The 25,535-nt window shown below is 57.2% G+C and carries 22 protein-coding genes; 10 read left to right on the top strand and 12 right to left on the bottom strand.

From position 1 onward, the window contains the following. Positions 1 to 25: 25 nt before the first annotated feature. Positions 26 to 181, top strand: coding sequence for a Hok/Gef family protein (locus tag KK102_RS17435; RefSeq protein WP_126545608.1), 156 nt, complete (start codon positions 26 to 28; stop codon positions 179 to 181). 70 nt (positions 182 to 251) lie between these two features. Here KK102_RS17435 and cybC read toward each other — a convergent pair whose 3' ends face one another. Next, complete coding sequence (cybC, locus tag KK102_RS17440) at positions 252 to 638, bottom strand: cytochrome b562 (RefSeq protein WP_014830441.1); 387 nt, start codon at positions 636 to 638, stop codon at positions 252 to 254. 38 nt (positions 639 to 676) lie between these two features. After that, complete coding sequence (gene pmbA, locus KK102_RS17445; protein WP_042713465.1) at positions 677 to 2,029, bottom strand: metalloprotease PmbA; 1,353 nt, start codon at positions 2,027 to 2,029, stop codon at positions 677 to 679. A 95-nt stretch (positions 2,030 to 2,124) separates the two neighbouring features. Here pmbA and yjgA point away from each other — a divergent pair, with 95 nt between their 5' ends. Continuing rightward, positions 2,125 to 2,676, top strand: coding sequence for a ribosome biogenesis factor YjgA (gene yjgA / locus KK102_RS17450; protein ID WP_126545609.1), 552 nt, complete (start codon positions 2,125 to 2,127; stop codon positions 2,674 to 2,676). 88 nt (positions 2,677 to 2,764) lie between these two features. On the opposite strand, the gene mpl is transcribed toward yjgA, so the two are convergent. Then, positions 2,765 to 4,144, bottom strand: a complete 1,380-nt coding sequence (gene mpl / locus KK102_RS17455) for a UDP-N-acetylmuramate:L-alanyl-gamma-D-glutamyl-meso-diaminopimelate ligase (RefSeq protein WP_126545610.1) — start codon at positions 4,142 to 4,144, stop codon at positions 2,765 to 2,767. Positions 4,145 to 4,341: 197 nt separating this feature from the next. On the opposite strand from mpl, the gene fbp reads away from it, so the two are divergent. Continuing rightward, the gene (gene fbp / locus KK102_RS17460; protein ID WP_014882277.1) at positions 4,342 to 5,340 is read left to right on the top strand and encodes a class 1 fructose-bisphosphatase; all 999 of its coding nucleotides are present in this window, start codon (positions 4,342 to 4,344) and stop codon (positions 5,338 to 5,340) included. A gap of 148 nt (positions 5,341 to 5,488) precedes the next feature. Further along, a complete protein-coding gene (locus tag KK102_RS17465; RefSeq protein WP_126545611.1) occupies positions 5,489 to 5,845 on the top strand; it encodes a helix-turn-helix domain-containing protein in 357 nt (118 codons plus the stop codon). Here the strand turns inward: KK102_RS17465 and KK102_RS17470 are convergent. The 5 genes from KK102_RS17470 to ytfQ all read right to left on the bottom strand — a co-directional run bounded on the left by KK102_RS17470 (position 5,817) and on the right by ytfQ (position 12,097). Further along, the gene (locus KK102_RS17470) at positions 5,817 to 7,388 is read right to left on the bottom strand and encodes a methyl-accepting chemotaxis protein (RefSeq protein WP_216358114.1); all 1,572 of its coding nucleotides are present in this window, start codon (positions 7,386 to 7,388) and stop codon (positions 5,817 to 5,819) included. The two genes, KK102_RS17465 and KK102_RS17470, sit on opposite strands and share 29 nt — an antisense overlap. 93 nt (positions 7,389 to 7,481) lie before the next feature. Continuing rightward, positions 7,482 to 8,483, bottom strand: a complete 1,002-nt coding sequence (gene yjfF / locus KK102_RS17475; RefSeq protein ID WP_126545613.1) for a galactofuranose ABC transporter, permease protein YjfF — start codon at positions 8,481 to 8,483, stop codon at positions 7,482 to 7,484. After that, a complete protein-coding gene (ytfT, locus tag KK102_RS17480; RefSeq protein ID WP_172411126.1) occupies positions 8,470 to 9,495 on the bottom strand; it encodes a galactofuranose ABC transporter, ATP-binding protein YtfT in 1,026 nt (341 codons plus the stop codon). Before ytfT ends, yjfF begins: the two co-directional genes overlap by 14 nt. A 10-nt stretch (positions 9,496 to 9,505) precedes the next feature. Further along, positions 9,506 to 11,008, bottom strand: a complete 1,503-nt coding sequence (ytfR, locus tag KK102_RS17485) for a galactofuranose ABC transporter, ATP-binding protein YtfR (protein WP_216358115.1) — start codon at positions 11,006 to 11,008, stop codon at positions 9,506 to 9,508. A 132-nt stretch (positions 11,009 to 11,140) separates the two neighbouring features. Continuing rightward, a complete protein-coding gene (gene ytfQ / locus KK102_RS17490; RefSeq protein WP_014882271.1) occupies positions 11,141 to 12,097 on the bottom strand; it encodes a galactofuranose ABC transporter substrate-binding protein YtfQ in 957 nt (318 codons plus the stop codon). Between the two features lie 309 nt (positions 12,098 to 12,406). Here ytfQ and ppa point away from each other — a divergent pair, with 309 nt between their 5' ends. Beyond that, positions 12,407 to 12,937 (top strand): inorganic diphosphatase, encoded by a 531-nt coding sequence (gene ppa / locus KK102_RS17495; protein WP_010427397.1) that lies wholly within the window; start codon positions 12,407 to 12,409, stop codon positions 12,935 to 12,937. Between the two features lie 134 nt (positions 12,938 to 13,071). On the opposite strand, the gene KK102_RS17500 is transcribed toward ppa, so the two are convergent. Genes KK102_RS17500 through tamA form a run of 3 tightly spaced genes read right to left on the bottom strand, consistent with a single transcriptional unit; the run spans position 13,072 to position 18,925 of the window. After that, complete coding sequence (locus tag KK102_RS17500) at positions 13,072 to 13,416, bottom strand: gamma-glutamylcyclotransferase family protein (protein WP_010427401.1); 345 nt, start codon at positions 13,414 to 13,416, stop codon at positions 13,072 to 13,074. A gap of 2 nt (positions 13,417 to 13,418) precedes the next feature. Next, complete coding sequence (gene tamB, locus KK102_RS17505; protein ID WP_216358116.1) at positions 13,419 to 17,195, bottom strand: autotransporter assembly complex protein TamB; 3,777 nt, start codon at positions 17,193 to 17,195, stop codon at positions 13,419 to 13,421. After that, positions 17,192 to 18,925: an autotransporter assembly complex protein TamA gene (gene tamA / locus KK102_RS17510; RefSeq protein ID WP_126545616.1), complete on the bottom strand. Its 1,734-nt coding sequence runs from the start codon at positions 18,923 to 18,925 to the stop codon at positions 17,192 to 17,194. The genes tamB and tamA overlap by 4 nt, the downstream gene beginning before the upstream one ends. A 225-nt stretch (positions 18,926 to 19,150) precedes the next feature. On the opposite strand from tamA, the gene msrA reads away from it, so the two are divergent. Next, on the top strand, positions 19,151 to 19,792 hold the full coding sequence (gene msrA / locus KK102_RS17515; protein WP_010427407.1) for a peptide-methionine (S)-S-oxide reductase MsrA: 642 nt from the start codon (positions 19,151 to 19,153) through the stop codon (positions 19,790 to 19,792). Here msrA and KK102_RS17520 read toward each other — a convergent pair whose 3' ends face one another. Next, positions 19,793 to 20,851, bottom strand: coding sequence for a LacI family DNA-binding transcriptional regulator (locus KK102_RS17520; protein WP_126545617.1), 1,059 nt, complete (start codon positions 20,849 to 20,851; stop codon positions 19,793 to 19,795). A 192-nt stretch (positions 20,852 to 21,043) separates the two neighbouring features. On the opposite strand from KK102_RS17520, the gene KK102_RS17525 reads away from it, so the two are divergent. Genes KK102_RS17525 through KK102_RS17540 form a run of 4 tightly spaced genes read left to right on the top strand, consistent with a single transcriptional unit; the run spans position 21,044 to position 25,494 of the window. Next, positions 21,044 to 22,195, top strand: a complete 1,152-nt coding sequence (locus tag KK102_RS17525) for a Gfo/Idh/MocA family protein (protein ID WP_216358117.1) — start codon at positions 21,044 to 21,046, stop codon at positions 22,193 to 22,195. A 16-nt stretch (positions 22,196 to 22,211) separates the two neighbouring features. Then, on the top strand, positions 22,212 to 23,381 hold the full coding sequence (locus tag KK102_RS17530; RefSeq protein ID WP_216358118.1) for a Gfo/Idh/MocA family protein: 1,170 nt from the start codon (positions 22,212 to 22,214) through the stop codon (positions 23,379 to 23,381). Positions 23,382 to 23,392: 11 nt separating this feature from the next. Beyond that, positions 23,393 to 24,460, top strand: a complete 1,068-nt coding sequence (locus KK102_RS17535; protein ID WP_216358119.1) for a Gfo/Idh/MocA family protein — start codon at positions 23,393 to 23,395, stop codon at positions 24,458 to 24,460. 11 nt (positions 24,461 to 24,471) lie between these two features. Further along, positions 24,472 to 25,494, top strand: coding sequence for a Gfo/Idh/MocA family protein (locus tag KK102_RS17540; protein WP_216358120.1), 1,023 nt, complete (start codon positions 24,472 to 24,474; stop codon positions 25,492 to 25,494). Positions 25,495 to 25,535: the final 41 nt, after the last annotated feature.

The following is a 25,535-nucleotide window of genomic DNA, read 5'->3' on the forward strand; positions in this document are numbered from 1 at the left end:
CCCGCTTTACAGCAAGGAGGCATCCATGAAACGCCAATCCCCAATTATCCGGGTTTTGATGATTGTTGCTTTGACAATAATCATCTTAACGCTGGTGACGAGGAAAACACTGTGCGAGATCCGTTTTCGAAACGGCTCGCTTGAAGTGACCGCGCGGATGGAGTGTCGCTCCGGCAAGTAGGGAGCAAAGATGCGGGGGCGCGTCATGCGCCTCCGCATACGGGGAATGGACGTACAGCTCAGGCACCCAATTAACGATACTTTTTGTGGTACGTGTTGCGCGTAGCCACGAACTGGTCAGCCGCCGCCTGGGCTTCCTTCACTTTACCTTCGTTAGCCAGCTTCAGCGCGCCGTCGATCTGGCCGACCAGCACGTCAAAGCCGTGGCGATAGTCTTTCATCTCTGCGCTGTCTGCCGCTTTGCTTTCCAGCTTCGGCGGGGTCGCTTTCTGTGCGTCCAGTGCCGCTTCACGCATTTTGGTCAGCGCGCCTTTCATTTCCGCCGCATTGTCCGTTTTCTGCACCACCTTCAGGTTTTCACTGAGGATGTCCATATTGTCTTCAAGATCGGCAGCAAACGCAGACGAGCCAAGAACCAGCGTTGAAGCCGCGACGATCGCTAACAGATGTTTACGCATTGCTCACTTCCTTTTTTATTATTAACAAAACGCTATCTCTATTGTCCGGCGATTTTCATTTCCGGGAGTAATACAGAACCACACTGTATATTGCTACGCGTTTCAATATCGTTACCGACCGTAACGATGTTGCGCCACATGTCCTTCAGATTGCCGGCGATGGTGATTTCGCTCACCGGATACTGAATTTCGCCGTTTTCGACCCAGAAGCCCGCAGCGCCGCGCGAGTAGTCGCCGGTGATGCCGCTTACGCCCTGGCCCATCAGTTCCGTGACGACCAGGCCGGTGCCCATCTCTTTCAGCATCTGCTCAAAGCTCAGGCCCTGACCGGCAATGCGCCAGTTGTGGATCCCGCCCGCATGACCGGTGCTTTTGAGCCCCAGCTTGCGCGCGGAGTAGTTGGTCAGCAGCCACTGGGTCAGAATACCGTCTTTGATGATATCGCGACGTTCGGTGCGCACGCCCTCGCTGTCGAACGGCGTGGAGGCCAGCCCTTTCAGCAGGTGCGGATGCTCTTCGATGGTCAGCCATTCCGGCAGGATCTGCTTGCCCAGCGAGTCGAGCAGGAAGGTCGATTTACGGTAAACCGAGCCGCCCGCAATCGCGCCCACCAGATGGCCAAACAGACCGGTTGCCACTTCGTTAGCAAAAATAACCGGGGCCTTCATGGTGGAGAGTTTACGCGGCGACAGGCGAGACAGCGTGCGTTCGGCACACGCTTTACCTACCCACTCAGGAGACTGCAAGTCCCCCAGCGCGCGGCCAATGGTGTAGGCGTAGTCGCGCTCCATGTCTCCGTTCTCTTCGGCGATGACGCAGCTGGAGAGCGAATGACGGGTGGAGCAGTAGCCCTGCAGCATACCGTGGCTGTTGCCGAAGACTTTGATGCCGTAGTGGCTGTTGAAGCTGCCGCCTTCGGTATTGGTGATGCGTTTATCCGCCTGCAGGGAAGCCTGCTCGGCGCGCGCGGCCAGTTCAATGGCTTCATCCGGGGTCACTTCCGCCGGATGGAACAGATCGAGATCCGGCGCGTCAAACGCCAGCAGCTCTTTATCCGCCACGCCTGCGTAAGGATCCGGAGAGGTATAACGGGCGATATCGAGCGCCGCCTGCACCGTACGGGCAATGGCATCCGGGCTGAGATCGGTGGATGACGCGCTGCCTTTGCGATTCTGGTGATACACCGTGATCCCCAGCGCACCATCGCTGTTGAATTCGACATTCTCCACTTCACCATAGCGGGTGCTTACGCTGATGCCGGTGGTTTTGCTGACAGCCACTTCGGCGCCATCTGATTTTTCTGAAGCAAGCATCAGCGCGGTGGAGACGGCTTCTTCCAGGATCTTACGCTGCGCTTCAACTTGTGAGGTTACTTTCATCGCAAATGCCATACTGTAGGAGAGAGTTAACTGAAGTGTAACAGAGAACCGTTTTTCAGTGCGCGTCTTAACTGGTAACATTAGCCTCTTTTTTTAAGGAGCCTGACATGACTAAGCAGCCCGAAGACTGGCTCGACGACGTTCCCGGTGATGACATCGAAGACGAAGATGATGAGATCATCTGGGTCAGTAAAAGTGAAATTAAACGTGACGCCGAAGAGTTAAAACAGCTTGGCGCGGAAATGGTAGAACTGGGTAAAAACGCGCTGGATAAGATCCCGCTCGACCAGGATCTGCGCGATGCCATTGAACTGGCACAGAAAATCAAAAAAGAAGGCCGTCGTCGCCAGCTTCAGCTTATCGGGAAAATGCTGCGTCAGCGCGACGTCGATCCGATCCGCCAGGCGCTGGACAAGCTGAAAAACCGCCACAACCAGCAGGTTGCGCTGTTCCACAAGCTGGAGCAAATCCGCGATCGCCTGATTGAACAGGGTGATGACGCCGTACCGGAAGTGCTGAACCTGTGGCCGGATGCCGACCGCCAGCAGCTGCGTTCTTTGATCCGCAACGCGAAGAAAGAGAAAGAAGGGAATAAGCCGCCGAAGTCCGCGCGCCTGATTTTCCAGTATCTGCGCGAGCTGTCTGAGAACGACGAGTAATCATTCCCCTCACCCCAGCCCTCTCCCCGGAGGGGCGAGGGAGAAAAGAATGTAGGCCCGGTAAGCGCAAGCGCCACCGGGCTTTTTTTTACGCGTCGGCGGCCGCTTCCGCTTTCTTCGTAAGACCGTCCAGCAGCTTCTGATGGATCCCCCCAAAACCGCCGTTGCTCATCACCAGAATATGGTCGCCAGGCTGAGCGGCTTTCACCACCATATCCGCGAGCGCATCCACATCCGCGCTCCAGTGCGCAGGCTGAATGCAGGCATCGGCCACTTCGGCCACCTGCCACGGAATATGCTGCGGCTGCAGCAGGAAGACTTCATCGGCACGTCCTAACGACGGCGCGAGATCGTCTTTGCAGATACCCATCTTCATGGTGTTCGAGCGCGGTTCCAGCACCGCCAGAATGCGCGCGGTACCGCCGACCTTGCCACGCAGGGCGGCAAGCGTGGCCAGAATGGCCGTTGGGTGGTGCGCGAAATCATCATACACGGTGACGCCGTGGGCTTCACCGCGCAGCTCCAGACGGCGGCGGGCATTGATAAACGAGCCCAGCGCATTGGCGGCATCCGCAGGCAGCACGCCCACGTGACGCGCCGCAGCAATGGCCATCAGGCCGTTGTGCATGTTGTGCTCGCCCACCAGGCCCCACTTCACCTCACCCACTTTTTCACCGTCGAGCAGCACTTCCCACTCGGAGGCATCGGCGTTGAGCTTTTTCGCCTGCCAGTGACCCTGCTCGCCCACCAGCTCCTGCTCGCTCCAGCAGCCCATCGCCATGGTTTGCTTCAGGTTGATGTCGTTCTCCGGCAGGATGATGCGGCCCTGACCCGGAACAATGCGCACCAGGTGGTGGAACTGTTTCTGGATCGCTTTCAGGTCGTCAAAGATATCCGCGTGATCGAACTCAAGGTTGTTGAGGATCAGCGTGCGCGGGCAGTAATGCACAAACTTGGAACGCTTGTCGAAGAACGCGCAGTCGTATTCGTCGGCTTCGATCACAAAGAACGGGCTGTCGCCCAGACGTGCAGAAACGTCAAAGTTGCCCGGTACGCCGCCAATGACAAAGCCAGGCTTATAGCCGCAGGCTTCGAGGATCCAGGTCGCCATTCCGGCGGTGGTGGTTTTGCCGTGGGTACCGGCAACGGCAACAACCCAGCGGTCGCGCAGCACAAAATCATGCAGCCACTGGGGGCCAGACATAAACGGAATATTGCGTTCCAGCACCGCTTCAACGCATGGGTTACCACGGGTCATGGCGTTGCCAATGATCACCAGATCCGGTTCAGGATCCAGCTGGCTGGCATCGTAGCCCTGAATCAGAGAGATGCCCTGCTTCTCCAGAAGCGTGCTCATCGGCGGATACACATTGGCGTCCGAACCTGTAACTTCATGGCCCAGTGAGCGCGCCAGCATTGCCAGTCCGCCCATGAAAGTGCCACAAATCCCCAATATATGAATGCGCATACGTCACTATCCTTCTTCAATGTGGCGCACATTTTACTCACATGTTAGCGGGTGTGAAACGCATTTCAGGTAAATCCGTATTTGCTGGCGCGATTCACCAGTGCGCTACTATTTGAATATTTGTTAAGATTGTTGGGCTTTAGTCGTTTTGGTGAACATACAATCGCTCTACTCACAAAAGATGCAGGGAAAGTGTTATGAAAACGTTAGGTGAATTTATTGTCGAAAAGCAGCACGAGTTTTCTCATGCTACCGGTGAACTCACTGCTTTGCTGTCGGCAATAAAGCTGGGCGCTAAGATCATCCACCGCGATATCAACAAGGCCGGTCTGGTCGATATCCTGGGTGCCAGCGGTGCCGAGAACGTTCAGGGCGAGGTTCAACAGAAACTCGATCTGTTCGCAAATGAAAAACTGAAAGCTGCACTGCGCGCGCGCGACATCGTTGCGGGTATCGCCTCCGAAGAAGAAGATGAAATTGTTGTTTTCGAAGGATGCGAACACGCGAAATACGTTGTCCTGATGGATCCGCTCGACGGCTCCTCCAACATCGACGTTAACGTTTCTGTCGGTACCATTTTCTCAATCTACCGTCGCGTCACGCCTGTTGGCACGCCGGTCACCGAAGAAGATTTCCTCCAGCCGGGCAGCAATCAGGTTGCTGCGGGCTATGTGGTGTATGGTTCGTCCACCATGCTGGTGTACACCACCGGCTGCGGCGTTCACGCCTTTACTTACGATCCTTCCCTGGGCGTGTTCTGCCTGAGCCAGGAACGTATGCGCTTCCCGGAGAAGGGCAATACCTACTCCATCAACGAAGGTAACTACATCCGCTTCCCGAACGGCGTGAAGAAGTACATCAAATTCTGCCAGGAAGAAGATAAAGCCACCCAGCGCCCGTACACGTCCCGCTATATCGGTTCTCTGGTCGCTGACTTCCACCGCAACCTGCTGAAAGGCGGCATTTACCTCTACCCAAGCACTGCCAGCCACCCGGACGGGAAGCTGCGTCTGCTGTACGAATGCAACCCGATGGCGTTCCTCGCCGAACAGGCGGGCGGCAAGGCGAGCGACGGTAAAGAGCGTATTCTGGATATCGTGCCGGAAAGCCTGCACCAGCGCCGTTCGTTCTTCGTCGGCAACAACCACATGGTTGAAGACGTTGAGCGTTTCATCCGCGAGTACCCGGACGCGTAACCCCTTTATTCTGGGAAGCCGCCAGGCTTCCCGGTCATTTATATATTTTACCGTATAAGTGTTTATAAAAAAGACGCTTTAATCTTCATCCCTGCTCCTGCATTATTTCCATAACAGTTTGACAATTATTTCCTGGAGCATATTCGTGATGAAAAACTATTCTCGTGCCAATACCGGCATCGATTTAAATCTCATTCCTGTCTTTATTGAAATTGTTCGCTGCGGCAGCATGGCGAAAGCCTCCGTGCGCCTCGACATGTCCCGCCCGGCGGTAAGCCTGGCGCTGAAGCGCTTTAATCAACTTTTTGATGAGCCACTGTTTTACCGTAAAGGTTTATATCTTGAACCCACAGAAAAAGCGTTAGCGTTAACCAGCGCGCTGGAAATATTAATGGGGAATATTCACGATAATATTAATGCGTTAAATTCATCGTCAAATAAAACCCTGGCACAGCACGTACCAGGGATGAATATGATTATGCAGCAGTCTGGGCCGTCAGCTTAAACGAGGACATGGCTTCCATCAGTTCGCGCGACTGCTCTTCCAGCGAGCGCGTCGCGGCGGATGACTGCTGTACCAGCGCCGCATTTTGCTGCGCCGTTTCGTCCATCTGGTTCACCGCGATGTTCACCTGCTCAATGCCGCGACTCTGTTCCTGAGACGCGGTCGCAATTTCACGCATCAGCCTGGTCATCCGCAGCACTTCTGTTGCGATCTCGTCCATCGTTTCACCGGCCTGCTGTGCCAGTTCGCTCCCCTCATTCACATGAGTTTGTGAATCGCTGATAAGCGATCGGATCTCTTTCGCCGCGTCGGCACTGCGGCTGGCCAGGTTTCGCACTTCGCCCGCGACAACGGCAAAACCCCGTCCCTGCTCGCCCGCGCGCGCCGCTTCCACGGAGGCGTTCAGCGCCAGAATGTTGGTCTGGAAGGCAATACCGTCAATCACGCTCAGGATATCGGCGATGCGCGCCGAGCTGCCGGAGATATCGCGCATTTTTTCAATCACGTAGCAGACCATTTCGCTGCCGTGATCGGCCGTGTCGGAGACCGACTTCGCCAACTGGTGCGCCTGCTCGGCGTTGTCGGCGTTGAGTTTCACCGTGGCGGTGATCTCTTCCATGCTGGCCGCCGTTTGCTCAAGTGAGGTGGCGGTAGATTCCGTGCGCTGGGCAAGGTTCATGTTCCCCGCCGTCAGCTCCCGGCTGCCGGTATCAATTTGCGAACTGGCATCGCGCACCCGCAGAACCGATCCCATCAGCGACTGACGCATCGCTTCAATGGCCGCGTTGAGCCGGTTAAACTCCTGGCTGGCCGTTGGATCCAGGGTATGGGTTAAATCGCCTGCCGCGACATGTTCAAGCTGAGCAATCGATGCCGAGAGCGGCTTCAGCAGCATATGGCGCAGCACCAGCCAGGCGAGGACGATGATGCCTGCCGTCAGCAGCGCGGCGACAACGATCAGGATCAGTACGCGGGTTTTGCTCGACTGCACGGCGCTGACTTCCGCTTTGCCACGCGCTTCGCTCCACGCCTGGAAAGCCTGCATATCGTTATCAAACTTGTTTGCCACCGGAATCAGCGCGTTCTCAATCAGGTCGTAATAACCGTCCGCGCTCTGGTCGTTCAGGGCTTTCAGCATCGGGTTGATGCCCTGCCGGGTATACGCCGCCAGGCTTGCCGCCACGTTATCCAGCAGCTTTTGCCCCTGCTCGTCAGCCACCCCGCCGTCGATCACGGCTTTCAGCGTTTTCTGCGCCTGGGCAATTTCCTGATTGATGTTTTTTACCGATTTGGATGCATCGTCCAGCAGACCAATTTCCATCATTCGGACGGCCTGGCCCGCCTCATTGCGCGCGCGCAGGATCAGCGTATAGCCAGAATTAAGCTGCACCATCTGCTCACCCTGAAGGTGATTAATGCGCTGCAGCGAAGAAGAACTCTGTGTGAGGGCATAAATGCCAATGCCGCTGACGATCAGCAGCAGAAGGGTCATAACGGCCAGTAAAGAGAGCAAGCCGGTACGAATCGATAGCGTTTTAAGCATGATATTATTTCCGGTAGCGAGATACTTCTGGGCATAAAAAAAGAGTATCGGCCGCTACCGGAAAATGTTTAGACTTTAAGCAAATTCAGCGTGTTATCGCTCTGTTACCGATGTGTTTACACGGGTAACAGGCGAGCTTTGACGGTTCTCCCAAAGCACCGTCAGTCCCCGCTGCAGGGCAATAAAAATAAACAGCAGAATGCCAATGGCGATCTTCGTCCACCAGGAGCTGAGCGTGCCGTCAAAGTTGATGTAGGTCTGAATAAGCCCCTGGATCGCCACGCCGAACAGCGTCCCCAGCACCGTGCCGACCCCGCCGCTGAGCAGCGTACCGCCGATGACCACAGAAGCAATCGCATCCAGCTCAACGCCCACGCCTGCGAGGGCATAGCCCGCCTGGGTGTATACCGAGAAAACGATACCCGCCAGCGTCGCCAGGCCGGTCGAGAGCATATAGATGCGGATGGTGGTGCTGCGGGTAGAGATCCCCATCAGGTTGGCCGACGTGGCGTTGCCGCCGATGGCGTAAACCTGATTGCCAAACCGGGTGCGGTGGGCGAGGAAGATGCCAATCACCACCACGCCCAGCATCAGCAGCCCCATCGCGCTCAGGCGGCCGCCGCCGGGGATCTTCCACGCCAGGCTGGAGAGCGTGTCGTAGATGGGGTGGTTAATCGGGATCGACTCCTCCGACACCAGATAGCTCACGCCGCGCAGGAAGAACATCCCGGCGAGGGTGATGATAAAGGCAGGAATTTTCAGCGCGTCGATCAGCAACCCCATAAAGGCGCCAAACGCGCAGCCCATCGCCAGCACCATCGGGAATGCCACCAGCGGAGAGATGCCCCAGAACCCAATGGCTTTCGCGAGGAACACGCCCGTAAACGCGATCACCGAGCCGACGGAGAGATCGATCCCGCCGGAGAGGATCACAAAGGTCATCCCGACGGCGATGATGCCTAAAAAGGCGTTATCGGTCAGAATATTACAGATCACGCGCGTGGAGGCGAAACCGGGAAACTGGGTGAGACAATAGAGATACCCCAGCACAAACACGCCCAGCGTGATCATTAGCGGTAAATTACGTTTTATCATGGCCACGGATCCCCTTAATGATGCTGACAAAGCGCGGCGACTGGACGATCAGCACGCAGAGCACGACCACCGCCTTCACCACCTGGTTGAGTTCCGGCTGGAATCCCGAGAGCAGGATCCCGGTGTTCATGCCCTGAATGATCAGCGCCCCCACGACCGAGAGCAGCAGGTTAAAGCGCCCGCCCATCAGCGACCCGCCGCCGATCACCACCGCGAGGATCGCGTCCAGCTCCAGCCATAGCCCGGCGTTGTTGGCATCGGCCCCGCGAATATCCGCCGCGACGATGACCCCGGCAATGGCGGCGCAGACGCCGCTCAGCACGTAGGTCAGCATCACCATCAGGCGGGTGTTGACCCCAGCGTTTCGCGCGGCGCGGATGTTGATCCCCACCGCTTCAATAAACATGCCGAGCGCCGTTTTGCGGGTAAAGAGCCAAAAGATAACCAGCGTCACGAGGGCAATAATCACCGGCGTCGGGAAGAACAGAAGGTTGCCGCTACCGAGCCACGCCAGGCTCGGGGAGTTAAAGGTGACGATCTGCCCGGACGTAATCAGCTGCGCCACGCCGCGCCCGGCCACCATCAGGATCAGGGTGGCGACAAAGGGCTGAATTTTGAGAACCGCCACCAGAATGCCGTTCCAGAGCCCGGCTAATACCCCGGAGCCCAGTGCGGCCAGCAGCACCACCGGCAGGCTGTGCCCGGCCACGGTCATGGAGGCGGCCGTGGCCCCGGCGATAGCCATCACCGCGCCGACGGAGAGGTCAATCCCGCCGGTGGCGATCACCAGCGTCATACCAATCGCCAGCAGCGCGACGGGCGCGGCACGGTTCAGGATGTCAATCGGGCTGCCAAACAGGCGGCCATCCTGCACGATGATCTGGAAGAAATGCGGCGCGACCAGGCTATCCACCAGCAGTACCACCAGCAGCGCCGCGATTTGCGGCGTGCCGGTCGGCCAGCTGAAGCGGCGCTTTGACTCACCGGTTTGCGAAAGTGAACGGGGCATCACGATTCACTCCTTACGCCGCGATGGCATTCATGATTGCCGGAACGGACAGCTTATCCAGCGGGATCTCTGCCACCTGTTTGCGATCGCGCATGATAATGACGCGATCGGCGTAGCCCACCAGCTCTTCCAGCTCGGACGAAATGACCAGCAGGGCCAGACCGTCCGCGCACAGCGTTTCGATCAGACGAATAATTTCAGCGTGCGCGCCTACATCAATGCCGCGCGTCGGCTCGTCGAGGATCAGGAACTGCGGTTTGGTCAGCAGCCAGCGCGAGAGGAGAACCTTCTGCTGGTTACCGCCGGAGAGAAATTCAATAGGCTGTTCCGCGCTCGGGGTGCGGATGCCGAGCTGGCGGATAAAGCGCTCGGCAATGGCGTTTTGTTCTTTACGCGGAATGGGGCGCAGCCACCCGCGCTGCGCCTGTAGCGCAAGAATGATATTTTCCCGCACCGAGGCCGCGGCAATAATGCCGTCCGTTTTCCGGTCTTCCGGGCAGAAGCCGACGCCCAGACAGGAGGCCTGATGCGGCGATCGCAGGGTCTGCGGTTTGCCCTTGATCAGCGCGCTGCCGCTGTCGGCAGGCTTGATCCCGAAGATCACCTCGGCGGTTTCGGTCCGGCCCGAGCCCAGCAGGCCCGCCAGACCAACAATCTCACCGGGGCGAACCTCAAGGTTAAACGGCGAGATCACCCCTTTTTTGCCGTAATCGCTGAACGCGGCGACCGGTTTTTCGCTCAGCAGCGTGCGGCCTGCGCGCTGAAGGGCGTTGGTTTCCAGCTCTCGGCCCAGCATCATTTTCACCAGCTCAATCTGCGGTAGCTCGCGGGTCTCGCGGCAGCCGACAAAGCTGCCGTTGCGCAGCACCGTGATACGATCGCTCACTTCATACACCTGATCGAGGAAGTGCGTAACGAAGATCAGGCTGACGCCCTGATCGCGCAGCTGGCGCATCAGGGTGAAGAGCATTTCCACCTCCTGGGTATCGAGGCTGGCGGTAGGCTCGTCGAGGATCAGCACCTTTGCCGAGAGATCGATCGCGCGACAAATGGCGACGATCTGCTGCATCGCCACGGAAAAGCGGTTCAGCGGCTCGCGGACGTCGAGGGAGAAGCCGTAGGATCCCATCAGTTTTGTCGCCCGAGCTTCCATCTCTTTGCGGCGCAGCAGGCCAAAACGGCGTGGCTCACGGCCAATAAACAGGTTATCCGCCACCGACATGTTCGGCAGCAGGTTGACTTCCTGATACACCGTCCCAATCCCAAACTGTTGGGCATGGGCGGTATTTTTTGGCGAAATGGCATTACCTTCCAGCCAGATGGTGCCGCGATCGGCGTGATACACGCCGGTCAGCGCTTTGATCAGCGTCGATTTCCCCGCGCCGTTCTCGCCCAGCAGCGCCATGATCTCACCGCGACGCAGGCTGAAATCGACGTTATCCAGCGCCTTTACGCCGGGGAAGAATTTACTCAAGCCCTCTGTGCGGAGGATTTCCTGGTGTTGTTCAGTGGTCATAGTTTCCCCCTCACCCTGACCCTCTCCCCGGAGGGGAGAGGGGATTGATCGTGCCAATTGTTAATATCCAGCTCCGCCCTTCCTTTCTCCCTCTCCCCTCCGGGGAGAGGGCTGGGGTGAGGGGCGCGGGTCTTAATAGCCCATATTTTTCTTCTTCTCTAACTCTTCTTTTGCCGTGTCCGGCAGATAGAGCGTGGACTTAGTGACCGTCACCTTCTCAGGCATCGTGCCGTCTTTCTTGAATTTCTCCAGCGCGTCGAATGCCGGGCCCGCCATGTTTGGCGTCAGCTCCACGCTGGCGTTGGCTTCACCGTCGATCATCGCTTTGTAGATGTCCGGCACGCCGTCGATAGAGCCGGTGAGGATATCTTTGCCCGGTTTCAGACCCGCTTCTTTAATCGCCTGAATCGCACCGATTACCATGTCATCGTTGTGGGCGTAAACCATGCAGATGTTCTTGCCGTTGTTTTCAGCCTTGATGAAGCTCTCCATGACCTCTTTGCCCTTACTGCGGGTAAAGTCACCGGACTGAGAACGGATAATTTTGATGTTTGGCGCTTTAGCGATGGCTTCAGCAAAGCCTTTCTTACGGTCGATGGCCACGCTCGCACCGACGGTGCCCTGCAGCTCAACGACGTTACACGGCTTGCCGTCGACCTGTTTCACCAGCCAGTCACCAATTAACTGTCCTTCAAGCACGTTATTGGCCGTCACGGTGGTCATATAGAGAGATTTGTCTTTTACATCAATGGAACGATCGAGCAAGAAGACCGGGATCTCCGCGTCTTTCGCTTCCTTCAGCACGGGCTCCCAGCCGGTCGCCACGACGGGCGCAATAAAGATGGCATCCACGCCCTGGGCGATAAAGGAGCGTACGGCTTTGATCTGGTTCTCTTGTTTTTGCTGACCATCGGCGATTTTCAGCGTGATCCCGCGTTTCTGGGCCTCGCTTTTCGCTACGTTGGTTTCTGCCGCGCGCCAGCCGGATTCAGAGCCGACTTGCGAAAAACCTACGGTTAAAGGTGCGGCCATCGCCATAGACGACATGGCTGCCGAAACTGCTGTGACAAGAAGTAAGCGCTTCCACATATGAACGTCCTCGTAGGGTGAGTTATTGTTGGTTAAAAGATGTTCTGCGAAATGACTATAGCCAATGAAATATGTAACGAATTGCGTTACATCACACTTCAGAAAAGTGAATAAAACGTTAATCACAAGTTTGTAATCGCTTTCATTTCACCATTAAAAATGCGACTGAGTTTATGGATTTTCCTGTCATGGAAACGGTCTGAAAAGTGGGGTCAACGAAGGAAGATGGCGAAAACAGGCGGAGACATTCAGCGCGAGTTGGCTATAATACCTGCCACTTGTTTACCATCCATTTTAAAGGACACCGACATGAGCTTACTCAACGTCCCAGCGGGTAAAGAACTGCCAGAAGACATCTACGTAGTTATCGAAATCCCGGCTAACGCAGATCCGATCAAATACGAAGTGGACAAAGAGAGCGGCGCCCTGTTCGTAGACCGTTTCATGTCTACCGCGATGTTCTATCCGTGCAACTACGGTTACATCAACCACACCCTGTCTCTGGACGGTGACCCGGTTGACGTGCTGGTCCCAACGCCATACCCACTGGAGCCAGGCTCCGTCATTCGCTGCCGTCCAGTTGGCGTGCTGAAAATGACCGACGAATCCGGTGAAGATGCGAAGCTGGTTGCGGTACCGCATACCAAGCTGAGCAAAGAGTACGATCACATCAAAGATGTGAACGACCTGCCAGAGCTGCTGAAAGCGCAGATCACTCACTTCTTCGAGCACTACAAAGACCTCGAAAAAGGCAAGTGGGTTAAGGTTGACGGCTGGGACAACGCTGAAGCGGCGAAAGCAGAAATCATCGCCTCTTTCGAGCGCGCGGCTAAGAAGTAATTCTTACTGCCTGTCGATAAAGCCCCGCTGGTCGGGGCTTTTTTGTGGCTGGAGAGTTTCGCCCGTGCAAACGCAGCGCCACCCGGAAAAAGGCGCAAAAAAACAACGCCACCTCACGGTGGCGTTGTTTTTTTTCAGTACTGGTCTCTGTCTAACCAGTTACCGCTTTCAATCCGCGTTAGCCCATCAACGGGACGCTGATAAACGTACATCCACGCACTTCCGTATGGCGTCTGGATCAACTGGCGAGCGTATTCACCGCCCCTGGTGCGCAAGGCATCAAGTTCGGCAAGCGTAGCATTGTCAATACGATAAACTTCACCTTGTACTGTTCCTTCCCCCGGAACCGCGCCTGGATAGTGGCCCAGACTGTACAACTGGTAGTTCTCGATATTGTAATTCCCCAGCAGCAGGGCATTGGTCATCCAGTGACTGTTGCCTTGCTTGGTTCGTAAACTGCCGTACACAAATATTCGCATTGCTAAAACTCAAACTGATAGAGCAGATCAAGTGCCTGGTCTACGCCGGACACTGCTTCCAGATATAGCTTAGGCATCAGGCGATAGCGTAGCGTGAGTGTTGCCAGTGAGTCAAAGATCCCCACACCATATTTTACCTGCAGACCCGGCAGTACATAGCCGCTGACCACCACCTGCGAGGAGTCGCCCACGCCCTGGGTGTCCAGCGCCAGATTGCTTACGCCGAACGTCTCGCCGATTTTACCCACAACCTGACCACTTTGTGCAACCCCCAGACCCACTAACATTGATGTCATCGCCGCACCATCGCCCTGTGCGCTATCCAGTCCCTGTCCACGCAGGAGATAAGAAAGCGCTTCTTGCTGCGACATGGCCGGGTCGGAGAAGATCTCCGCTTTGGGTTCGTCGGCAGAGCCGGTGACACGCACGCCAGCAATGACATCGTCTTCCGTCGCTTCAGGGTTGCGAATGGCTTCGATATTGAGCAGCGGCTGATCCGGTGGACCGGAGAACAACAGCTCGCCTTTACGCACAATCAGATCCTGACCGTAGGCGTGGAAACGCCCATCAGGAATATTGATTTGCCCGTTGAGGCCCAATCCTTGACTGTCCTGCGCCACTTTCAGATCGCCCGTGAGTCTCGCCTTCAGCCCAAACGCATCCAACCGCACGTTATTCCCCACGTGCACGATAAGATTACTATTGATTGGTATGCCTGCGCTCTGTTGTTCAACAGGTTTCAGATTTTCACTGAGCATAACTTCATCACTGGAGACGCCGACTGCACTTTCCGGTACCTCGTGAACCACGATACGCGCCCACGGCACGTCGACGCGACCGTCCAGCGTGAACAGGCTCGGTGTCGCCTCAAAGACGACGTCAGGTGAGACATCCAGACGCACCATAGGCGGTACGGTGATGCGTACCCGGCTCCCCTTCGCCGCAATGCGTGCGCGCCAGTTATCAAGCTGGCTCCAGTCAGCATCACCGCTCAGATTAATTTGCCCCTGCTGGGTCAGCACCGAGCCGTTCAGCGTCGAACTCATGCCGTTGAAGTTCAGTGCAATCTGGCTCGGCTGCATGTCGAACGGCATAAAGTTGCCGTCAATATCGAGCCCGCTGAGCCGCATCTGACCAAACAGCTGCGGGCTTTCCGCGTTGCCAGCCAGACGCAGATTGGCATTGAGCAGTCCCTCGGCTTTTTCCCCGCGCGCGAAAATGGGGTTCACCATCGCCAGGTTGAAATTGCGGATATTCACGTTACCGCCGAGATTACGCCGCCCTTGCGGATCGGTGATCTGCACCTGCCCGTCTAGCTGACCGTTATTGGTCAGGCGGATCGTCCATCCCAGCTCAGCACGGTTGTTATGCAGATCGGCACTCAGATTCAGGGTGTCGAACGCCACCGGCAGCGGCGCGTCGTTGACTTCTTGCGTCACCTTCACGTTACGCCCGGAGAGCGTCACGCTGCCCTGCGGCAGCCCCTCTTTGGTGGTGTCCCATGCGACATCCGCTTTACCGCTAAAGACGCCGCTGGCCTGGGTCGTGTCCGGCATAAACGGCTTTAGCATCGCCAGATCGAAGCGGTTGAGGTTAATCTGCGCGCGCCCTTCTGCCCCCGCATCAATAGTCTGCGGTACGCAAAGTTCTGCGTTAGGGTTGGTCCAGCAGTGCGGCCCGATGCTGATCTTCTGCTCAGCGTTGCGGTAGTCCAGCGCAATGGAGCGCGACAGCGCCAGCGGCCCAACCGGCGTGCTGAAGCGGGTGTTATCCAGTTGCCCCTTCCAGCGTTCCGCTTTGCGGTCGAAGCTTCCCGTCAGATGGAGCTGGCCGGATACCGGTTCGCCCTGCACGCGCAGCTGGAGGTCGTGCTGCTTCTCGTTGCCTTTGGCTTCCAGCGTCACCAGATTGATGTTCACATCCGGCTGGGAGATACGCTCCACGCGCAGGTTCAGATTGCCGCCGATCTGATCGGTGGATTTTACATCCCCTTCAACGCGAACGCGGGCGACGCTCAGCTCCTGCCAGCGCAGGTTATTGGCGGTGATATCCGCCAGCAGCTGCGGCGCGTCTACCGTGCCGCGCACCTTCACCAGTCCTTTCGCCGTGCCGCCAAGACCCGGCAGGGCGTTATCCAGATTCGGCGCGTCGATGGTGGCATCCAGGTTGAGATCCTTCACGCCCAGCTCGCCTTTGATATCCGCCGTGTTGCGGCCCAGCGCCACGTGCAGCCCCGGGATGATCCACTGCAGATAGCTGTTGCCTTTCAACGAGCCTTCAACGTTTACCTTGTTCTGCTTCACGTTCCCGGTGAGCTTGATTTCCGGCACGTCCATCTGCCAGGTGCCGCCGTACAGGCTGCCGCGGGTTTTAATCAGACCGTCCAGTTTCGACGGCCAGTCCGGCACCTCTTTGGCGGTGTTAATGCCCGTCAGCTTCAGCTCGCCGCGCCAGCTGATCGCCTGCTGCCAGTCGAGCAGCGCGGTCAGCTCGGTTTTGCCTTCCAGCGCCGCGACGGTCAGCTTGTCGAGGTTAACCTGTTGTTCGTTGCCTTTTGCATCCAGCGTAATGTTCGCGGGCGGCACGCCCTGCCCCTTCACTGCGGTGCGGAACGAGAGCGTGTAATCGGTCATCTTGCCGCTCAGCTTCAGCTTCAGGTCATCGGCCTGGAACTGCTTTTCGCCGGTGAACGGCCAGTAAAGCTGCTTGCTGACAATTTCCAGGTTGAGCGGTAAACCGGCTTCTGCCAGTTGGGTTTGCCCACGCAGCACCATATCCACCGGGCCGGAGAGGTTAACGCCGAATTCCAGCTTCTCGCGCAGCGCGCCGCCTACTTTGACCTTCACCTTTTCGCCTTTCAGCGGATCGATGTTAAGCGCGCTGTTCAGCGTAATATCCACCGGCCAGTTGTCCCGCAGCAGGGCATTCCCTGACGCATTGACAGAGCCCTGATTGGTGTCGATATCCAGCGCGTCGAGCTTCATGTTGCCGTCAATGCTGCTGACTTTCAGCAGCATGTTATAGACCGTCAGGTCGGTATCGCCCGTCAGACGCAGCTGTTCGCCTTTGAATTCCTCGATGTTAAGGTTCAGCGGCAGATGAACGTCGGTCATTTCCGGCAGCACTGGCTTCGAGAAGAGGTCCTTCAGCGTTTCGCCCAGCGGCTTTTCTTCCGGCTGCGGGTTCTGGATCTTCGGCTCGACAATCTCTTCCTGCGCCACGTCGGCCACTTTCGGTAGCGCAATCAGCAGCCCCTGCAGAGACGTTGGCGTCAGGGTGAGGTTTTTCTCCTGCCAGCGCAGGCCGGAGGTGAAATCCATCACGGACACGGTGGTGTCGTCGATTTTGATATTGACGTTATCCAGCGCCACCCGATAGAGCGCGATCGGGTACGGCGTGGAGAGATTCAGCGGGCCGCTGTCTTCTTCTTCAACCGGCGCAGACTTCGGCATTTTCTTCGAGTCTATCGCTACGTTGACGTCTTTTAGCGACAGATCGTTGACGCAGAGCTTACTGTCGCGCAGGCAGCCCAGCTTCACGGCCAGATGGAATTCGCCTGCATTAACGGCCACGCCCGGCTGCTCATAGCGGATGTTCTTCAGGCGCAGGTCGCGCCAGCCGCCCGTCACCTGGCCAATTTCCAGCCCCGGCACCCAGCGGTTAGCCGCGTTAAACAGCAGATGCAGCCCGGTCGTCGTTCCTACCAGAAACGCCACCGTCCCAAGCAACAGCACGATAAAAATCAGTACGCCGAGGCTTATCTTCTTCCATAAACTCATAATTCAGGCCCCAGACCGATGTAAAACTGTAAACCGTGTTCGTCTTTGTCGCCCACGGGCACGGCGAAATCGAGCTTGATGGGTCCGACGGGAGACTGCCAGCGTACGCCGACGCCCGCGCCGGTTTTGAAATCGCTGCGGCGGATATCGTTCACCGCCTCACCGCCGTCCACGAACATGGCGCCCCACCACTTGCCACTGACGTTGTACTGATACTCCAGCGAGCCGGTCGCCAGTTTGGATGCCCCGGTCAGCTGGCCTTTTTCGTTTTCAGGTGAGATCGACTTGTACTTATACCCGCGAATGCTGCGGTCGCCCCCGGCGAAGAAGCGCAGATCGGGCGGCACGCGTTCGAAATCGCCCGTTTCAATCCAGCCGAGATTACCGCGCATCACAAAGCGGTGTTTGTCATACAGCGTACGGATCCAGACGTTTTGCGCCTGCACGACGGAGAAATCGACGTCGGAGCCCCAGGCGGTGTTGGAATAATCGATGGAGTAGCGCTGCGAGTCGCCCCAGGTCGGCATCAGGCCGCCGCGCGAGCGGGTGCGGCTGATCATCACGCCCGGATACAGCAGCATGGTGGTGTTGGTGACGTTTGCCTGGGTAAAGTGGTCCAGGCTCCAGCGCAGGTTAATGGCGCGCTGCCAGCCGCTGGAGAGATCCCAGAAGCGTGATACCGCAAGCGTCGTCGAGTCCTGCTCGGTGTCGTTCAGGTCGGTGCGCTTAAAACCGCCCTGTAAAAGGTAATACTGCTCAAGCGGATTTTTCAGCAGCGGCATTTTGTAGCTGAAATCCAGCTGCTGCTCTGGGGCGGAAAGGCTAACGCTGGTGGTCAGGCTGTGGCCGTAGGAGTTCATCCACGGTTTTTTCCACGAGGCTCTCACGCGCGGGCCAACGTCCGTGGAGTAGCCGACACCGGTTTCAATGGTGTTCTCGGTGCGCGGAGAGACCACGCCGTGCAGCGGCAAGACTTTCGTTTTACGGGACTTTTCAAATTCCGGCGCGACAATCACCGAGTTAAACCAGCCGGTTGCCGACAAACGGCGGTTGAGTTCGCCCAGATCGCTCGACAGGTAATAGTCGCCTTTTTTAAACGGCACCAGGTTTTGCAGGTACTCCTCGCGGATCTGCGATCCTTCGAACGTCACATCGCCAAAACGATAGCGTTCACCGCTGTCGTAGTCGATGTCCCAGAAGGCCTGACGCCTCTCCAGCGCGACGCCAAGCTGGCTTTTATTAAACTGGCTGTCGAAATAGCCTTTGCGTAGCGCGACGTTGGTTAAGGATTTTTTAAAATGATCGTAGTCGCCGTGATTCAGAACGGTGCCAACTTTAGGGCGGGTACTCAGCAGATCCAGGTAATCCCGATCCGTACGCGCGCCGCCGCGCAGCACCACGTTGGTACCGCCAATCAGTACCGGCTCACCCGCTGAGACGCGGGCAATCAGCACCTGACGCCCCTTCTTTGGCGGCGGGCGGAGGTCGAAATCAATGGTGGGTTCGTAATACCCCAGCGCTTTCAGTCCTTCGCGGATCGCATCATCCACGCGCGCGCGAAAACGCCGGTCCGGCGTCACTTCGTCACTCTGGATCGTCGATAACTGCGCGCGCACGTTTTTTTCCAGCGCCCCGGATAACCCCTCAACCTGCAAACGGACATTCGCCGCGCTGGCAACCCCGCTTGTCAGCAATACACTGACCAAACATAACTGGCGGATTTTTGTCACGTTTTCTCCTGAATATCCCTGTTTCCACCCTGGAAGCAAATGAAATGCCGCTCTGCGGCAAAAAAACGGCCTGTTAGCCAAAAACCCAAATCGTGGGTTGAAAATGGGTGTAACACCCAAATATTTCTTATGATTAAATCTAGACTCATTCAGCGCATTTATTGTGTTCAATTAAACGCTTCGTGACAACCTTAACCGAAACATCGCTACCCGGGAGGCACCATCGTGAGTTTATTCGACAAAAAGCATCTGGTTTCACAAGCAGATGCATTACCGGGACGCAACACCCCTATGCCAGTGGCAACCTTACATGCCGTAAACAACCATTCAATGACAAACGTTCCTGATGGAATGGAGATCGCCCTGTTCGCCATGGGCTGCTTCTGGGGAGTTGAACGTTTGTTCTGGCAACTGCCCGGCGTTTACAGTACCGCAGCAGGCTATACCGGCGGTTACACGCCAAACCCAACCTACCGCGAAGTGTGCTCCGGCGATACCGGTCACGCGGAAGCAGTTCGCGTGGTGTATGACCCGGCCATCATCAGCTACGAACAACTGCTGCAGGTGTTCTGGGAAAATCACGACCCGGCGCAGGGCATGCGTCAGGGTAACGATCACGGCACCCAGTACCGCTCGGCTATCTATCCGCTCACGCCTGAGCAGGATGCCGCCGCGCGCGCCAGCCTGGAGCGTTTCCAGAAAGCCATGCATGACGCGGGCGATACGCGCGAGGTGACCACGGAAATCACCACCGCGAAGCCGTTCTATTATGCCGAGGACGACCACCAGCAATATCTGCATAAAAACCCGTATGGCTACTGCGGAATCGGAGGCATCGGCGTCTGCCTGCCGCCACAGCTGGCCTGATCACTGGTCTAGCGCCACGCGAGCCGCGTGGCGCGTCGCATTACTCACCGAACCAAAATCCATCACCTTCCCCTGCAACAGCAAATTATAAACCGGCGCCTGGGGTCGGTTGAGCCGCGTTTGCAGCAAATGCACCGCTTCTATCCCCAGTTCACGACAGGGCACCGTAACGCCGGTGACCGGTTTTTCCAGGCGGTGCGCTAAATTCCAGGCAAAATCGGTGGTGATGAGTGAAATGTCTTCCGGAATACGGAGCCCGTGGCGCGTCAACGCTCTGATCACCCCCTCCACCATGCTGGTACTGTTGGGGAAAATCACCTCCGGCCACTGCGCCTTATCATGACTCGACAGCCACTCATCCAGCGCCTGTTCGGCCTCCTCCGCGGTAAACCACTCCGTCACTAACAAATCACGTCGTGGCTCAAAGGCAATGTGAAAATGGCGGTACGCCTCTTTGATCCCATCCAGGCGAGCATAGAGCGTATCCCGCCGCAGACACGTTAAGGTCAGCACCCGGCGGTGTCCCTGCTCAAAAAGGTGCTGCATGGCGGTAAAACCAATGGCCCGATGGTCGGGCGAAACGGAATCCAGCACCCGATCCCTGTCGACGGAATTAATTAAAACGCAGGGTTTATTGAGCGTGCTGGCCAGTTTAAATATGGTGGAATCATCCGTGCCAATAATAATTATCGCGTTGATATTCTTATGACTGGCCTTTTCCATAAAGACTTTCACATCGGCGTGCTGCTCTTCTAAACCACAACACGTGACCCACACATTATGCCGCGCGCAGGCTTCAGCAATTCCTTTCGTCACTTCCAGATAAAAAATATCGCCGCGGCCCTGAAAGGTTCTTTCCGGCGCAAAAACAGCGATACCGTTAATTAATAGCCTCCCGCTTGCCATGGATTCAAGGACACCTAATTCCCGCGCGGTGCGAACAATCGCTTCCCGGGCCTTATCGCTGGTATACGACTTCCCGCTTAGCACCCTTGAGACAGTGCTAACGGAATAGCCCGTCAGGGAGGAGATTTCCTCCATTTTTAACTTACCCGCCATAGTGTGACCTCGCTCCCAATCAGTTTTTGCAAATATTTGCAGAAACAGCGCATTGATTTTAAAACTAAATTTCAAAATGGTTAGAGTTTACTTATTGACCTTGCGAGTATTCTCACAAAAACACATTGTCGCTGCGCGTGAGCTTTCCTATTTTCCGGTCATCACTCTTTTCGACTGAAATTAAGGTGAGACATGGAGAAGGTACGTTTTGGCATTATTGGTATAGGTAATATCGGCACGGTCCACGCGCGCTATTTACTGGCAGGTACCGTCAGCGACGCCTGCCTGGCGGCAGTTTGCGATAACGCGCTGGAAAAGCATCCCGCCATTCGTCAGATGGTCGGCACTCTCCCACTGTTTAGCGATGCGCAGGAGATGCTCCAGAGCGGGCTTATCGATGCGGTCATTATCGCCACGCCGCACTATGAGCACCCGCGCCTGTCGATGCTGGCGATGCGCAACGGCATCCATACCCTGTGTGAAAAACCGGCGGGCGTGTACACGGCGCAGGTGCAGGAGATGAACGCCTGTGCCCAGGCGTGCGACGTGGTGTTCGGCATCATGTACAACCAGCGCCCGAACCCGCTCTACCAGAAGGTGAAAGATCTGATCGACAGCGGCGAGCTGGGTGAAATCCGCCGCTCCAACTGGATCATCACCAACTGGTATCGCTCGCAGAGCTACTACAACTCCGGCGGCTGGCGCGCCACCTGGAAAGGTGAAGGCGGCGGCGTGCTGCTCAACCAGGACCCGCATCAGCTCGATCTCTGGCAGTGGCTGGTCGGCATGCCGGTCCGCCTGCGCGCGTTCTGCCAGTTCGGCAAGCATCGCGATATCGAAGTGGAAGACGAGGTCACCGCCTACGCCGAGTATGCCAACGGCGCCACCGGGGTGTTTATCACCACCGTCGCCGAAACGCCGGGCACCAACCGCCTGGAAATAGCGGGCGATCGCGGCAAAGTGGTTGTCGAGGAGGGGAAACTGCGCTACTGGCGACTGCGCGAATCCGAAACCGCCTTTAACGCCCGCTGGGAGAACGGCTTTGGGGAGCCTGAGTGCTGGGAAGTCTCGATCCCCGTCGCCCCTGAATACAGCGAACATCACGTCATTACCGCCAACTTCTGTGCGGCCATCCTGCGCAGCGAACCGCTGATTGCGCCGGGTCTGGAAGGGATCCATGGGCTCACGCTCTCTAACGCCATGCACCTTTCCACCTGGACGGACGACTGGGTCGAGCTGCCGCTCAACGAAAAACAGTATCTGCGCCTGCTTCAGCAACGCATCAGCACCTCAGTGGCTAAAGAGACAGCCAGCGTCACGCTGGATGCCTCTGGAACCTGGTAACTCCGGAGAAGAAACGATGTTAAATGTCGCCATTGTGGGAACGGGGAATATCTCGCATAACCATATTCAGGGCTATTTGCAGTTTGGTCAGCGCTGCCGGATCGTTGCGCTGGTGGATATCTACCCGGAAAAAGCGGAAGAGAAAAAAGCGCGCTACGGCCTGGCAGATGCCCGCGTGTATGAAAGCCACCGGCAGATGCTGGAATCTGAGCCAAATGTCGACATCGTCGACGTCTGCACGCCGCCCTACGTCCACGCAGAGATCAGTATCGATGCGCTCAACGCCGGTTGCCACGTGCTGTGCGAAAAACCGATGGCCGCCTCGCTGGAGGAGTGCGACGCGATGATTGCCGCGCAACGGGCCAGCGGTAAAACGCTCTCCATCATTGCCCAGAACCGCTTCACCGATGCCTTCTGGCGCTTAAAAGCGGCGCTGGACTCCGGCCTTGCCGGGAAAGTCTGCCACGCGCAGGTGGACTCCTTCTGGTGGCGCGGGCACTGCTACTACGACCTGTGGTGGCGCGGCACCTGGGAAAAAGAGGGGGGCGGCTGCACCCTTAACCACGCGGTGCACCACATCGACGCCATTCAGTGGATGCTCGGCTTCCCGTCCGAGGTGGTGGCGATGATGACCAACGTGGCGCATGACAACGCTGAAGTCGAAGACCTCAGCGCCGCGATCTTCAAATACCCCAGCGGCGCGCTCACGCAGTTGACCGCTTCGGTGGTGCACCACGGCGAAGATCAGAAAATCATTATTCAGGGCGATAAGGCGCGCATCTCCGCGCCGTGGCAGGCCTTTGCCAGCGTCAGCGCCGATAACGGCTTCCCGCAGGAAACCCACGACCAGCAGCGAGAAGCGCAGCTCAACGCCGTTTTTCAGGAGACGCCAAAGCTCGAGTGGACGCTGCACACCGGGCAGATAAATGACCTGCTTTATGCCATTGAGCACGGCACGGCGCCGCTGGTAGACGGCGTGCAGGGCAAACGCTCGCTGGAGCTGATTACCGCCATTTATAAATCAGCCATCACTCGCGGTGTCGTCTCATTGCCGATTGGCCGCGACGATCCGTTTTACCGTACCGGCGGGACCAACGCCCTCGCCCCCCGTTTTTATGAAAAATCCGCAAGCGTCGCCAACTTCAGCGAAGTGGGTGCGATTCCCCTCGGCAAAGATCTGGATTAAGGAGTGACACCATGAACAAGAATGACGGTATGAACTACGCCCCGGTGGGCAAACCGCAGCCGGTTGTCCGAGAGGGTGAATTTGTCTTCGCCGCCGCCGCGCTCGACCACGGCCATATCTACGGGATGAGTAACGGCCTGATAGAAGCCGGAGCCACGCTGAAGTGGGTGTACGACCCCGATCCGGCCAAAGTGGATAAATTTATCCAGCAGTACCCGCAGGCAAAAGTGGCAGAGTCGCTGGAGGTGATCCTCAACGACGACGAGGTGCGTCTGGTTGCGGGAGCAGCAATTCCTTCCGAGCGCTGCGCGCTGGGGCTGAAAGCGATGGCGGCGGGAAAAGATTACTTCACCGACAAAGCGCCGCTCACCACCCTTGAACAGCTGGCGGACGCCAAAGCGATGGTGGAAAAAACCGGGCGGAAATACGCGGTGTACTACAGCGAGCGTCTTCACGTCGAGAGCGCGGTTTTTGCCGGGCAGCTGGTGCAGCAGGGGGCGATTGGCCGCGTGGTGCAAACCCTGGGTACTGGGCCGCACCGGGAAGGCACGAGCCGTCCGGACTGGTTCTACGATCGTCGCTACTTCGGTGGGATCCTGTGCGATATCGGCAGTCACCAGATAGAGCAGTTCCTGTTTTACACCGGCAACAGTGAGGCATGCGTCGTCGCCAGCCAGGCCCGCAATGTCAACCACCCTCAGTATCCGGCGTTTGAAGATTTCGGCGATGCGATGATCAAAGGCGAAAACGGGGCCAGCGGCTATTTCCGCTGCGACTGGTTCACGCCGGACGGACTCTCCACCTGGGGCGACGGCCGCCTGACGCTACTTGGGACCGACGGATATATCGAAATCCGCAAGTATGTCGACCTCACCCGCGGCGAGCAGGACGTGGTCTACCTCGTCAATAAAGAGGGGGAGTTCCGCTATCCGGTGGCCGGGCAGGTCGGGTTCCCGTTCTTTGGCGAGCTGATCCTCGACTGCCTGCACCGCACTGAAAACGCCATGACGCAGACACACGCTTTCAAAGCTGCCGAACTGTGCGTGAAGGCTCAAATGCTGGCCAACGCAGCCGGATAAGGGGAACGACGATGACGATCCTGAACACGGCAATTATTGGCGGCGGCGCGATCCACCGTTGCCATGTGAATGCTCTCCGCCAAATTCCTAACGTGGCGCTACGCGCGCTGGTGGATATCGACAGCGTCAAAGGGTTGAAGCTGGCGATGGGCTATCAGTGCCGCTTTTATCAGGATTACCGGGAAATGCTGCTGGATGACAGCATCGACGTGGTGCATATCTGCACGCCTCACTTTGAACATAAAAGCATGATCCTGGCGGCGCTGGCCGCCGGGAAGCACGTTTTCTGTGAAAAGCCGGTGGGCATGAACGGCAGCGAGCTTGTCGATATCGCCCGCGCCGTTGAGCAGGCGAAGGGACAGTTTGGCGTCTGCTACCAGAACCGACTCAACCCCACCAGCCTGCGCATTCGTCAGGAGCTAGCTCATGGCGGGATGGGTAAGATGATCAGCATCAAGGCGGTGCTAACCTGGTCACGCTTCGGCACCTACTACACCGACAGCCCCTGGCGTGGGCGACTGGCGACCGAAGGCGGCAGCCTGCTGATCAACCAGGCGATCCACACTCTCGACCTGATGCAGTGGTTTGGTGGCGGCGTCACGCGGCTGAAAGGCGTGGTTGATAGCGGCGAGCTGGCGGACGTGACCGAAGGCGAAGACAGCGCGATGGCGACGCTTCACTTCGCCAACGGCGCGCGCGGGCTGTTTTATGCCACTAACTGCCACACCACGGATTCCCCTCTCCTGCTGGAGATTCGCTGTGAACACGGCTCGCTGCTGCTGGAGAACAATATTCTCTGGCGCGTCACGCCGGGCGAACGCCTTCAACTGGCAAGCGACGACTCCCCCGACGGCTCGGTCAAAAGCTACTGGGGTCTGGGTCATCAACAGGCTATCCATCGCTTTTATCACGCTCTTATTCATCCGGAAAACAGGGATTACACCGATATCCATGAAGCCGGCAAATCACTCACCCTTGTGGAGGCCATTTATCGCTCATCTCAATTACGACAATGGATAGAGATCAATAACTAGAACGTAATGTGCAATCCAGACGTTAATAAAAACACGACCTG

The organism is Enterobacter quasimori (assembly GCF_018597345.1).
Taxonomy (GTDB): Bacteria; Pseudomonadota; Gammaproteobacteria; order Enterobacterales; family Enterobacteriaceae; genus Enterobacter; species Enterobacter mori.